The sequence below is a fragment of the Mesorhizobium sp. B2-6-2 genome (assembly GCF_006440615.1).
Classification (GTDB): domain Bacteria; phylum Pseudomonadota; class Alphaproteobacteria; order Rhizobiales; family Rhizobiaceae; genus Mesorhizobium.
In genome coordinates, this window is the sequence record NZ_VFUG01000001.1 from 390,916 (window position 1) to 403,810 (window position 12,895).

Sequence of the window (12,895 nt, forward strand, 5' to 3'; positions counted from 1 at the left end):
CTCAGTGCCCTCCCGTCTCTTTGTTGGCCTGGCGGATGTTCCAGACCATGATCGGGATGACCGCGATCATGATGATGATGGCGATGGTCGCGCCGCGGCCGAAATCGCCGCCGCCGCGGAACATCCAGTCGAACATCAGATTGGCGAGCACCTGTGTATTCCACTGGCCGTTGGTCATGGTCAGCACGATGTCGAACACTTTCAGCACCAGGATGGTGATGGTGGTCCACACCACAGCGATCGTGCCCCAGATTTGCGGCACCATGATCTTCCAGAAGATCTGGAACGGGTTGGCGCCGTCGATCACGGCCGCTTCCAGCGTCTCTTCCGGAATGCCACGCAGCGCCGACGATAGGATGACCATCGCAAAGCCGGTCTGGATCCAGATCAGGATGATCATCAGGAAGAAATTGTTCCAGAACGGCAGCGATATCCAAACCTGCGGCTGGCCGCCGAAATACTGGATGATGGCGTTGAGCAGGCCGATCTGCACCTGGCCCTCGCCGCGATACTCGTAGATGAATTTCCAGATCACGCTGGCGCCGACGAAGGAGATCGCCAGCGGCAGGAAGATCAGGCTCTTGGCGATGGTGCCCCACCAGATCTTGTCGGTGAGAACGGCGATGATCAGGCCGAGGAAGGTGCAGGCAGCCGGCACCACGGCCAGCCACAGGATGTTGTTGAAGATCGAATTGCGCAAATCATGATCGCCGACCGCCCATTCATAATTGGCGAGCCCGACGAAATTGGTGCCGCCGCGGTCGAAGAAGGAGAGCCACAGCGTCGCGATCACCGGGTAGATCAGGTAGATGGCTAGGATGATCATCGCCGGGCCGACGAACAGCCAGGGCCGCACCATTCCCTGCCGGCGCAAATTGTCGACGGCGGCGGTGCCCGAGACGCCGCGTGACGGGAAGACGAGATCGAGCAGTTTGTTGGCGCCCCAGAAATAGGCGACACAGCCGCCGACGCCGATGATGATGACGAATATGGCCGAGAAAATCTGAGCCGCCATGGGTCCCTCTCCCTGCGCATGACCGGCCGGCCGAGGCTGGCGATCGGGATGCACCGACTTTCGGTTATTCGGAACAATCGAAACGCGAAGGCTTCCGGCGCGGACCGCCGGTCGGACCCGGGCCGTAGCCCGGGTCCAATAGGAGGATTAGGAAGATTTCAGGATGCTATTTGATGCCGTCCCAGCTTTTCTGGATGTCGGCGGCGACGTCCTGCGCGGACTTGCCGCCGACCAGGTCGACCATGCCGGTCCAGAACGAACCCGCGCCGATCTTGCCCGGCATCAGGTCGGATCCGTCGAAGCGAACCGTCGTGGCGCCGACCAGGATCTCGCCCTGCTTCTTCAGCGCGTCGCTGCCATAGGCCTCCTTGTTGGCCGATTTGAAGGGGGTGACGAAGCTCTTCTGCGCCATCCACAATTCATGCGCGAGCGGCATCTCGAGGAACTTGATGAACTCGCGCGAGGCCTTGGAATCCTTGGTGATCATCACCAGCGTGCCGGCCACCTCCAGCGGCGTGCCCAGTTCCGGCTTGGAGGCGTAAGGCGGGTAGGGGAAGAAGTCGGCGTCCTGGCCGAGCTTCACGTTTTCCGGGAAGAAGGACGGGATGAACGATGCCTGGTGGTGCATGTAGCACTTGGGCGGCACGGTGAAGAGGCCCTTCGGGCTGTCGCGGAAGTCGGTCGCCGCGACCGCCTTGGCGCCGCCGTCGACCATCTTGTCGTCGGTGGCGATCTTGCCGAAGATGTCGATGGCGTTGACAACGGCCGGGTCGGTGAACGGAATCTCGTTCTTCACCCACTTGTCGTAGACTTCCGGCGGCTGCGTCCTCAGCATGATGTCCTCGACCCAGTCGGTCGCCGGCCAGCCGGTGGCGCCGCCGGAACCGAGCCCGATGCACCAGGGCTTGCCGCCGTCGGCGACGATCTTCTTCTCCAGATCGGCGAGTTCTTCCTGGGTCTTCGGCACCTTGTAGCCGGCCTCGTCGAAATTGTCGGGCGAGTACCAGACCAGCCCCTTCACGTCGATCTTGTAGGGAAAGGCGTAGAAGCCCGGCTTGCCGTCTTTGCCATTGTAGGTGCCGAGCTTGGCCCAGGAGTCGCCGGCGGCGTAGTTTTCCTTGATCCAGGCAGCGACGTCGTCGCCCAGCGGGGTCAGCACGCCCTTGGAAGCAAGATCCTGGATGAGGCCGGGCTGCGGCAGGACGGCGATGTTGGGCGGGCTGCCAGCCTGGGTGTCGATGACGATCTGCTGCTCATAATTCTCGGACGAGGAATATTTCACCTCCGCGCCGGTCGCTTCCTGGAAATAGTCGAGAACCGAACGCACAAGCGTCTCGTCCTCGCCGCGCCACGGCCCGAAGATGGTCAGCGTCTCACCCTTGAGGTCGACCTTTTTGAGGTCGTCGTAGTTCGACCAATGAAATTTCGAATCCTCGCCCGGCTTGAACTTCAGTTCGGCTTGCGCCGGCAGGCTGAGGGTGAGTGCCGCGAACGCCGCACCCAAGAGAAGCATTTTCTTCATCGCAAGTCCTCCCAGTGATCAGAAAAAGGACGAAACCTCCATTTCGTCCGCCGACGCCGCGGAACTGTGACTCAGCGAAAGGGCAACCGCAACCTTTCGAAGAGACTTCCAAAGCGCTTTGGCTATTTTGATCTCGCCATTGAATCTTCCGGGAGTCAAGTAGGCGACGTCATCAATCGATTTAAATATGAGAAGATAAAGCGAAACAAGTGCGGTGCAGCATGCTTTTTTGGCACTGCAGCAGCAATTTTGCTTCAAACGACGCTGTCTGGCCTCTAAGGTCGTCATGCTTGATGATCTCGCCAACAATCGTCAGATCGATTCAAAATTGAAAGCGCTTTGAGGCTGGAGGCCTCCGATGAACCTCAAGCAGCTGTCGCATATGCTGTCGCTCTCGCAGACCACGGTGAGCCGGGCGCTGAACGGCTACCCCGAGGTCAACGAGGAGACCCGGCGCCGGGTTATGGATGCCGCCAAGCGCCACGGCTATCGGCCCAACCCCAGCGCGCGCCGGCTCGCCACCGGCAAGTCGGGAATGATCGGCTATGTGCTGCCGACCGGTGCCGCCGTCGACATCGATCCGCACTTCGTCGAATTCCTCTCCGGCCTCGGCGACTATGCGCGTTCGCATGAGCTCGACCTTGTGCTTTCGCCCGCCGATGCCGACGATGAGGAAACGACCTACCGGCGCATCGTCGCCAACCGCCAGGTCGACGCCGTCTACCTGTCCTCGCCGCGGCCGGCCGATAGGCGGCTGGCGCTGGTCAACACGCTGGGCATCCCTTTCATCGTCCATGGCCGCAGCGAAGGCTTCGATTTCGACTATCCCTATCTTGACATCGACAATGAGGGCGCCTTCCACGAAGCGTCGAGACTGCTGATCCAGCTCGGCCACAAGCGCCTGGCGCTGATCAACGGCAACGAGCGCGAGACCTTCGCCATCCACCGCGAGCGCGGCATGCGCCGCGCGCTTGCCGCGAGCGGGCTGGCGCTCGGCGAGCGCCACATCCGCTCGGTGGCGATGACCGAGGAAAACGGCTACCGAGCCGCCCGCCGCCTGCTCGAGGAGGCTGAGCCGCCGACGGCGATCGTCTGCTCCAGCCTGATCATGGCGCTGGGTGTGGTGCGCGCCGTGCGCGATCTGGGCCTCACCATTCCGGGTGACCTCTCGCTGGTTGCCCATGACGACGTGTTCCCCTGGCTGCGGCCGGAGAATTTCCCGGTGCCGCTGTCGACGACGCGCTCCTCGATCCGTCTCGCCGGCGCGCGTGTCGCAGAACGGCTCGCCGCGCGGATATCGGGGTTGGAGGAAGGCGCGCGGGGCGAGGTCTGGCCGGTCGATCTGGTGGTGCGGGGATCGGTGGCCGGAGCGCCGGTATTGTGACCGAGTTCGACCTATTGCAGGTGCTCAAACCGCTCTGCTAGACTTGCAGCATGGCGCAACGAGAAGCTGATCTGCACGTGAATTTCGACAGTCCGGACTACAATCGTTACAAGTGGCGTCTGGACTGCTTCAACAAAGCGACAGAGACGTTGGTGTGGACACGTGAGCTTCCGATCACGACTGACGACGCAAGACGTGTGCTAAAGCGGGAGCCACCCCGCTCTGTTGTTGGCGGCTTTCCACTCACCAAGACTGCGGCAAGTCGGCTAAACGATACTTTGGACGACACGGTAGCCTTTGATCTCGAAAATTTCGAATACGTTATAGAGCTTTGCGACACTCGAAATGGCGCCGCGACATCGTGATACCCAGACCGGCATTCAAGCCATGCGTCCTATTCCTTCGCCGCCCCGGCAGCCTTGATGTCCAGCAGCCCATAGCCGAAGTCATTGTCCCGGCCCTTCGGCCCGAGATCCTTTGCCGTCGCCGCCAGCGCCTTCTCGATGTCATCGGACGAGCGGTCGGGCGCGGCGTGGATCAGATTGGCGATGGCGCCGGACACGATCGCGGCGGCGAAAGAGGTGCCGGTCACCACGTCCGAGCCGGCGCCGCTTGGCCGCGCGCATCTCGGGATTGGAAGAGGGGGCGCGCGGCGAGGTCTGGCCGGTCGATCTGGTGGTGAGGGGGTCGGTGGCTGGGGCACCAGCGTAGGTCAGCATCCAGCAGCTTCGCCGGTCGCCTCCTTCTGGGCTACCTTTGCTGTCGTGGGACAACGGTCCGCCTTCGGCTGCTCCTGATGCTGGACGGTGACAACCGGTAAGCCAGACCGTCAACCAGTCCTTCCGGGTGCGCCATTTGCCGACATTCCCGTTCACCGAAGCGGATCCAGTCCAGTACCCCGGTCCTCCGCCGAAGGCTTCGGAGGTGGTGATCGTCGGTGGCGGCGTCATCGGCGTAACGACGGCCCTCTTTCTTGCTTCCCGAAACATTCCGGTGACGCTGCTGGAAAAAGGCCGCGTTGCGGCCGAGCAGTCCTCCCGCAACTGGGGGTGGATCAGAAAGCAGGGACGAGACGCGGATGAGCTGCCGATCGTCATCGAGGCCATTCGCCTATGGCGGCAACTGGCCGAGGAATGCGGCGAGGACATCGGGCTGAACCAGACAGGCGTGACCTACCTGGCGAACGCCGACAAGGACATGGCCAAGTTCGAAGAATTCATGAGGATCGCCGCGATCCATGAGCTCGACACGCGCCTCCTGGGCGCCGACGAGACCGCAAAACTCATCACCGGCATGTCGCGCAAATTCAAGGGCGCGATGACGACACCCTCCGATATGCGCGCGGAACCTTGGTTGGCGGTGCCGGCGCTGGCCAGGCTTGCCGTGCGAAAGGGCGCCAGGATCGTTGAGAATTGCGCGGCGCGCACCCTCGAAATCGCAGCCGGCAGGATCAAGGGCGTTTGGACCGAGGCGGGATATATCGAGACCTCAACCGTGCTGGTCGCGGGCGGCGCCTGGTCGTCCCTGTTCCTGGCGAGGCATGGCGTAGCCATACCCCAGCTCAGCGTCCGGGTAACCACAGCCGCCACGGAACCCATGCCTGAGGTCTATCGAGGCGCGGCCGCCGACGACCACATCGCTTTCAGACGCAGGCAGGATGGCGGATACACGCTCGCCGCTGGCGGCAGCCACTTGCTTTACCTGGGGCCTGACGCATTCCGGCACTTCACCAAGTATATTCCCGCCCTCAGGGACAATCCGTTCGGCACGCGCTATTTCCCGTTCGCTCCGTCAGGCTACCCGGATGGCTGGTTGACGCCACGCGATTGGGCGCCGGATTCCGCAAGCCCTTTCGAAAGAATGCGCGTGCTCAACCCAGCCCCTGAGCCGGCAAAGCTTCGCTCGATCGAGCGCAATTTCAAACAGCTTTTCCCCCGGTTCGAGACGGTTCGCCTGAAGGTCGGCTGGGGCGGCATGATCGACGCCATGCCCGATGTCGTCCCCGTCGTGGATCAGGTGCGGGCAGTCGGCGGTCTTTTCGTCGCGACGGGCATGAGCGGCCACGGGTTCGGCATCGGGCCTGGCATCGGCCGCGTCGTCTGCGACCTGATCCAGGGAAATGAAACCGGGCACGACCTCAGCCGCTTTCGACTGTCGCGTTTCTATGATGGAAGCTCGGTACGGTTGGGTCCGGCTCTTTAAGTGGCCGAAATCCATTCTTGATCGTCATGCGATGGATATTGGTCGGTCGCGGTCATCGCGATCCGCCGTCCAGGGCGGCCGGATGGCGTGCCACTGCACAGGGATTTTGACCGGCCGGCTCTGTTTGCGTTGGCAGGTGGCATGCCTTGGAGATTGGCCGAACGTCCACCGCGATCGTCATTCCAGGGCGGAGCAGGAGCGAAGCTCCGTCGCGAAGACCCTGGAATCCATGCCGTTACCTTCGCCAAGGCGTGCAACGGAGCAGAATTCTGCACCGCGGCAGCGCTTCCAAGTCACGGAATGGATTCTATGGTCTGCGCCGCGTCGCTTCGCTCCTTGCTCCGCCATAGAATGACGAGGTTGGGGCGGATCAACCAATCCCCGGCGTTTGCGCTGATTTCACGGACATGAGCGGAAAATCTTGCACCAACGGCACCTTTCAAAATCCCTGTGCCAGGGAACCAGGTTGATCATCAGAACGGATCAAATTCTCTGTCCAGCAGCCCCATAATGATGTCGTCCTGCCAAGCCCCGCCGACGAATGCGGCTTCGCGCTCGCGTCCCTCCTCCACAAATCCGCACTTGCGATAGCAGGCGATCGCGCGGGAGTTGCTCGATAAGACTCTTAGGGAAATGCGGTGCAGGCCAAGACCAAACGCATAACCGAGGACGAGCCTGATCACTTCGGTACCATACCCCTTGCCGAGATATGCCGGATCGTCGATGCCGATGGCCAAGGCCGCCCTCTTATCGTGCCAGTCTATGCTGTGAAGGCGCACATGACCGACAAAGCAACCTGCATCGATCACCCATGCATAGTCCTGTTGCTCGATGAAGCGAATGGCTGCTTCGGCATCGGCTCGGGTAAAGGTTGTGTTTGGGTCGAATATCCCACCGTAGGCTTCAACGATCTCGCGATGCCGGCCGAGGGCTAACCGCGTTTCCACATCTTGGGGAATTGGTCTGCGAAGGATGAGGCGAGCGCCCCGAAGTTCGGGAAGATCGGCTGTCATCCGCGGAAGCTATGATGTTCGTGCCTATTTGTCGAATGGCCGGTTCCGCTCATCGCGGCCATTGCGATAACCATTTGATTGAGTTTCAACACGAATGCATTGGGGCATTAGCCTCTCGAACACGAGACTCACTCCTTCGCCGCTCCAGCCGCCTTGATATCCAGCAACCCATAGCCGAAGTCATTGTCCCGCCCCTTGGGCCCAAGATCCTTGGCCGTGGCCGCCAGCGCTTTCTCGATCTCGTCGGCCGAGCGGTCCGGCGCGGCGTGGATCAGATTGGCGATGGCGCCGGACACGATCGCGGCGGCGAAGGAGGTGCCGGTCACCACGTCGGAACCGGCGCCGCTCGGCGCCACCATCTCGACGCCCGGCGCCGAGATAAAGACATAGGCGCCGCGATTGGCCTGCGGCATCAGCCCGTCCTTGGCGTCGGTGGCGGTCACGGCGATCACGCCGTCGAAGGCGGCCGGATAGCCATAAGGCGCCTTCGGTCCATTGTTGCCGGCGGCTGCCACCAGCGCGATGCCCGCCGCCTGCGCGTTGCGGCAGGCGGTGCCGAGCAGGTCGTTCTTCGGCCCGACGAAGCTCATATTGATGATGCGCACATTCTGCTCGGCAGCCCAATCGAGCGCCGAAAGGATGACGTCCATGGTCGACTTGCCGCCTTCGAAGGCGCGCGCGTGGTAGATTTTGGCGCCTGGCGCCATGCCTTCCAGCGGACCGACGCCGGCAATAAGCCCGTCGACCGAGGTGCCGTGGTCGCGCTTCTCGATCGGCACATTGGGCATGGCGTCATACTGGCCGGCGATGACGCCGGCCAGCGCCGGGTTGGTGTCGTCGATGCCGGTGTCGATGACGGCGACCCGCACATTCTCGCCGCTCGCCTGCTTGGCATCGAGCGCTATACGCTCGAAGGCGTAGTTGACGATGCCCGCCGCCTGTTGCAGCGAATAGATATGGTTGGGCTCGCGCCGCTGCGTGCGCCCATCGGCTGCAAGCTGCGCCAGCACCACGCCGACCGGCCGCCCGTCGGTGATGCCGAAGCGCACCAAAGTGGTGCCGAGCAGCAGCGACTGGCGCTGCGAGCGCACCTGCAGGCCGAAGGAATTGGCGATCTGCTGCACCACGCCGGCATCGCCCTCGACCGTCACCAGCACCTCGTCGGGCACGAATTCGCCGCTGATCGCGCGCGGCGGCTCGGCAAGGTTGAGGCCCTGCGGCACCGCGACGGGCCCGCTCGGCGTCGGAGCGGGTGGCGGCGTGTTGCTGGAACCGTTCGATGACGATGTTCCGTCCGCCGGCGTTTGCGGAGCGGCGCCCGCCGGCGGATTCGGGAACAGGTCGACGAGCAGCGCCGGCAGGAACACCGCGCCGCCCGTCGCCGCGCCCGGCGTCCCGTCGCCATTCCTGGTGCCGCCGTCCTTGTCGCAGCCACCGGCCGCCGTCGTGCGGCCCAGGCAATCGAGCTGTTTTTGCGTCAGGTTCGGATCGTTGGTCTGCGCGGAGGCAGGCGCGGCGACAAATGCCGCCGCCGCAAGGAGCGCCGCATGCAAAATGACTCTCAGCCTCGACGCAATTCCGGACGGAAGGCTACGGCGAAGTCGCCGAGCCCGACCGCGACGCACTTTTCCTGGAATTGCTTTAGCCGCCATCGGCCGGTTTCCTTCCCTGCACCACAGCCTCCGCGAAAGGCTGGGCGGCAATAAGGCCGACGAGCTTGTCGTAATCGGCCGCCGTGCTGGCCGGAATCGTCAGGTGGAACACGCCGTCCGCGGTCGGGCCGCCGGCGATCTTCAACCCGTTCTGGCCGAGGAAGGCGGCGATATCGGCCATCTTCGCATCCGGCTTGAACTTGACCAGCGCGAAAGGCAGCTTCGCCAGATCATCCTGGGCGCCCGCCACCTCGAAGTCGTTGCCCTTGCCGCCCGGCTGCTCAAAGGACTGCACGATGACCAGGGCAAGCAGCGCCGCGGCAGCCGCCCAGGCGACGCCGGCAGGCATTGCCGTCACCCGGCCGAAGACTCTTGCCAACCAGGATTGGCCGGGCGTGCGCACCGGACCGGCTTCGGCATCCAGCGCCTTGGAGAAGCGGGAGAACGCGTCGGCGGGCGGCCGGATCGCCTCGTTGGCGGCTGCGGTGCCGGAGAACTCGGCCTCCGCTTCGCCAAGCGCATTCATCGCCGCCGGATCGGTGGCCAGCCACTCCTCGACGGCCTCCAGCTCGGCGCCTTCCAACGAGCCGTTCAGGTAGAACGGCAGCAGCGTTTCCATCTCGTCGCGACGCGACATCTTTTCAGCGGCGCTCATGGCCAACCCCTGTCGTAACCGGCGGCCTTGAGGGCTTCGCCGAGTTTCTTGCGGGCGTAGAACATCCTGGTCTTGACGGTCGCGACCGGGATGTCGAGCACCTCGCCGATCTCGGTCACCGACTGTCCGTGATAGTAGGCAAGGTCGATCACCGTGCGGTGTTCTTCCGGCAAGGCATCGACGAAGCGGCGCAAGGCGGCGGCCTTGTCTTCCTTCATGGTCACGACTTCCGGCGTGTCGGCGCCGTCGGGAACTTGAGCCGCGTCGTCGTCGTCGATCCAGTCTTCCTTCTTTTTGCGCAGCATCGATAGCCCCTTGAAGCGGGCGATGCCGAGCAGCCATGTGGAAACTTCAGAGCGCCCCTCGAAACTGGGCGCCTGTTTCCACAGCTCCAGAAAGACCTCATTCGCGATATCGTCGGCCATCATTTCCGATCCCGTCTGGCGCGCCACGAAGCGGTAGATCCGCGCGTGGTGACGCATGAACAGGAGCCGGACGGCGGCCCGGTCGCCCTTCGCGACCCGGTCCACAAGCGCGCGATCGGTTTCCGTCGCCGCATTCATGGCCGGTTGAGCCGCCTGGCTCCTCGAAGCTCTGTCGCTGATCGGTCCAAAAAGGTTCACCCTCCGCCAAGGATTCTTTGGAGGCTAACTGAAGAAAGTGAGCGTTGCCAGAGGGCAGGGTTTCTCCTTCTCCCCTTGTGGGAGAAGGTGGCCGCGAAGCGGCCGGATGAGGGGTGCTCCAGGGAAAGCCAGCCTCTCACTCCGCTGGAACACCCCTCATCCGTCTCGGCGCTGCGCGCCGATCCACCTTCTCCCACAAGAGGAGAAGGAAAGGCCGCTTTACCCCAAAAACACCTTCGCCTTCATCGTCTCTGGTATCGTCACGCCAAGCCGGCTCAGCACTGTCGGCGCGAGTTGCAGCTGGTCGAGCAGCGTGTCGGCCTCGGGCCCCTTCGCGGGTCCGAAATAATAGAGCGCGAAATCCTGCATCTCGTCGTCATGGCCGCCATGGTGGCCGCGGCCGGTCTGGCCATGGTCGGCCGTCACGATCACCTCATAGCCGGCTCGCCGCCATTGCGGCAGGAAGGCGGCGAGCATGCCGTCCATCGCGTAGCAGGCATGATCCATCTCGTGGCAGTCATGGCCAAAGCGATGGCCCATCGAGTCCAGCGTGCAGGTGTGCAGGATGCCATAGTCGATGCCATGGCGTTTGGTCAGCATCGTCAGCATCGCGAACAGGTCGACGTCGCTTGGCGTCATCTGGTTCTTGAGATTGTAGCCGGTCATGGTGTGGAAGCGTCCATGCGTGATCGGCCCGCTTGGCTCATCGAACTCCATGTCCTCAACAACATCGAACGGATGCGAACGGAAGAATTCCGACCAGTAGGAATGGGTCACCGCGCCCGTCTTGCCGCCGGCCTTGCTCACTTCCGAGAAGATGTCCGGCTGGGTGACGCGAAAGCGGTTCTCGTTGGCAAGGATGCCATGTATCTGCGGCGAAACACCGGTGTGGATCGAGGCGTAGCAGCAGGCCGACGTCGACGGCAGCACCGAGCGCATCTTCCACACCTGCGCCTCGCCCGACTGCGCCCAGCCTTCGAGATTGCCCATCAGCCGGCGCCAGTTCCGGTAGGGCACGCCGTCGAGGATGATGAGCAGCAGTTTGGATTTGAGCGGCACGGCGGTTCTCATGCATCGAAAACAGAAGCGCCGCGTGTCGCGCGGACACGCGGCGCTGCTTTGGATAGCTTGATATCAGGCGTTCAGCCAGCACTCGTTGAGCGCATAGCCGTCCATCATCTCGCCATTCGGGTTCTTCACCCAGCCGCCGACCTTCTTGGTGTTGGCGGCGTCGACGAACTGGTTGAAGAACGGCACGATCAGGCCGCCTTCGTCGCGCATCAGCATTGCCATGTCGCGATAGATCGCCTTGCGCTTGGCCTGGTCCAGCTCGGCGCGGGCCGTATAGAGCATCTTGTCGAATTCGGGCCGCTTGAAGCGCGTGTCGTTCCAGTCGGCGGTCGACAGATAGCCGGTGGAATACATCTGGCCCTGCGTCGGCCGGCCGCCCCAGTAGGAGAGCGAGAAGGGCTGCTTGTTCCATACTTCCGACCAATAGCCGTCGCCCGGCTCGCGCTTGATCTCTATCTTGATGCCGGCCTTGGCGCAGGACTGCTGGTAGAGTTGGGCGGCGTCCACGGCGCCGGGGAAGGCAACGTCGGAGGTACGCAGCAGGATCGAGCCGCTATGGCCCGACTTCTTGTAGGCCGCCGCCGCTTTTTCGGGGTCGAACTTGCGCTGCTCGATATCGGCGGAAAACAGCGGATAGGCTTCGTTGATCGGGAAGTCGTTGCCGACCGAGCCATAGCCGCGCAGGATCTTGTCCAGCATCTCCTCGCGGTCCATCGCGAGCTTCAGTGCCATCCTGAGGTCGTTATTGTCGAAGGGCGCGGTGTCGCAGAACATGTTGAACGGGTAATAGCCGCGCCCGGCGACATTCTCGATGCTGACGCCCGGCATGCGTTTCACCAGATCGACCACCTTGGGCTCGACGCGGTTGATGAGATGCACCTGGCCGCCCTGCAGAGCCGCGAGCCTGGCCGTCGGGTCGTTGATCACGACGATCTCGATCTGGTCGGCATGGCCTGCCTTGTCGCCGCGCCAGTAATTGGCGAAGCGCTCGCCGCCATGCTTCACGCCGGGTTGGTTGACGGCAACCTTGTACGGCCCGGCGCCGATGCCGGCATTCGGGTTGTCCTTGCCGCCATTCGGCTGGATGACCAAGTGGTAGTCGGCCATCAGATAGGGGAAGTCGGCATCGGCGTCGCCAAGCGTCACCACCACGTCCTTGCCGTCGGCCTTGATGGTCTTGATGTTCTTGAGAACGCCGAGCGCGCCGGATTTCGACTTCTCGTCGGCGTGGCGCTCGAGCGTTGCGACAACGTCTTCCGCCGTCACCGTCTTGCCGTTGTGGAATTCGATGCCGTCGCGGATCTTCATCGTCCAGGTCCTGGCGTCGGCCGAAGCGCCGATCTCCTCGGCGATCAGGTTCTCGACACCGCCTTCCGGGGTCAGGCGGACAAGGAATTCGCCCCACTGCTTGCAGAAGTTGTAGGTTACCTGGCTGAGATTCAGCGCCGGATCGAGGCTGTTGGTCGATTCGCCGCCCTGCAGGCCGGCCCTGATGATACCGCCCTTTACGGGCGTCGCGGCGAAAGCCTTGCCGGCAAGCGTCGTGGCGAGCGCCGCCGAAGCGCCAAGCGCTGCCGCGCGGCCGAGGAAGTCGCGCCGCGAGATCCTGCCCTTGCCGGCGAGTGCGGCGAGATGGTCGAGTTCCGTCTGCATGTCCTGCCCCCTTTTTGAGATTGATGGTGCGAGCCCTATCTTGCCTGCAGCCGATCTTTCCTCTTCCGCATTGCAGCCGCATGACAACGGCCGCCCGGATGCTGA

10 protein-coding genes and 1 pseudogene are annotated in these 12,895 nt (G+C 63.1%); 2 read left to right on the plus strand and 9 right to left on the minus strand.

Features of this window, described 5'->3' with window-relative positions:
• Position 1 precedes the first annotated feature (1 nt).
• Entirely contained in the window at positions 2 to 1,015 is a 1,014-nt protein-coding gene (locus FJ419_RS02015) for a sugar ABC transporter permease (protein WP_140687059.1), read from the minus strand.
• A gap of 166 nt (positions 1,016 to 1,181) precedes the next feature.
• Complete coding sequence (locus FJ419_RS02020; protein ID WP_140687061.1) at positions 1,182 to 2,537, minus strand: ABC transporter substrate-binding protein; 1,356 nt, start codon at positions 2,535 to 2,537, stop codon at positions 1,182 to 1,184.
• Between the two features lie 358 nt (positions 2,538 to 2,895).
• Here FJ419_RS02020 and FJ419_RS02025 point away from each other — a divergent pair, with 358 nt between their 5' ends.
• Positions 2,896 to 3,921 (plus strand): substrate-binding domain-containing protein, encoded by a 1,026-nt coding sequence (locus FJ419_RS02025; protein WP_140687063.1) that lies wholly within the window; start codon positions 2,896 to 2,898, stop codon positions 3,919 to 3,921.
• 394 nt (positions 3,922 to 4,315) lie between these two features.
• On the opposite strand, the pseudogene FJ419_RS02030 reads toward FJ419_RS02025, so the two are convergent.
• Positions 4,316 to 4,537, minus strand: a pseudogene (locus tag FJ419_RS02030) (S8 family serine peptidase); the annotation flags it as partial.
• Positions 4,538 to 4,776: 239 nt separating this feature from the next.
• Between FJ419_RS02030 and FJ419_RS02035 the strand changes: the two are divergent.
• Positions 4,777 to 6,123 (plus strand): FAD-binding oxidoreductase, encoded by a 1,347-nt coding sequence (locus tag FJ419_RS02035; RefSeq protein WP_140687065.1) that lies wholly within the window; start codon positions 4,777 to 4,779, stop codon positions 6,121 to 6,123.
• A gap of 473 nt (positions 6,124 to 6,596) precedes the next feature.
• On the opposite strand, the gene FJ419_RS02040 is transcribed toward FJ419_RS02035, so the two are convergent.
• From FJ419_RS02040 to FJ419_RS02065, 6 genes are all read right to left on the minus strand, one after another.
• The gene (locus FJ419_RS02040; protein WP_140687067.1) at positions 6,597 to 7,136 is read right to left on the minus strand and encodes a GNAT family protein; all 540 of its coding nucleotides are present in this window, start codon (positions 7,134 to 7,136) and stop codon (positions 6,597 to 6,599) included.
• A gap of 128 nt (positions 7,137 to 7,264) precedes the next feature.
• A complete protein-coding gene (locus tag FJ419_RS02045) occupies positions 7,265 to 8,689 on the minus strand; it encodes a S8 family serine peptidase (RefSeq protein ID WP_246679102.1) in 1,425 nt (474 codons plus the stop codon).
• A gap of 88 nt (positions 8,690 to 8,777) precedes the next feature.
• The gene (locus tag FJ419_RS02050; protein ID WP_140687069.1) at positions 8,778 to 9,443 is read right to left on the minus strand and encodes an anti-sigma factor; all 666 of its coding nucleotides are present in this window, start codon (positions 9,441 to 9,443) and stop codon (positions 8,778 to 8,780) included.
• Positions 9,440 to 10,006 (minus strand): sigma-70 family RNA polymerase sigma factor, encoded by a 567-nt coding sequence (locus FJ419_RS02055; protein WP_140628633.1) that lies wholly within the window; start codon positions 10,004 to 10,006, stop codon positions 9,440 to 9,442. The genes FJ419_RS02050 and FJ419_RS02055 overlap by 4 nt, the downstream gene beginning before the upstream one ends.
• A gap of 279 nt (positions 10,007 to 10,285) precedes the next feature.
• Positions 10,286 to 11,125, minus strand: a complete 840-nt coding sequence (locus tag FJ419_RS02060) for an alkaline phosphatase family protein (protein WP_140687072.1) — start codon at positions 11,123 to 11,125, stop codon at positions 10,286 to 10,288.
• Between the two features lie 75 nt (positions 11,126 to 11,200).
• Positions 11,201 to 12,790 carry an ABC transporter substrate-binding protein gene (locus tag FJ419_RS02065; protein WP_140687074.1) on the minus strand — a complete coding sequence of 530 codons (1,590 nt, stop codon included), beginning with the start codon at positions 12,788 to 12,790 and terminating at the stop codon, positions 11,201 to 11,203.
• Positions 12,791 to 12,895 lie beyond the last annotated feature (105 nt).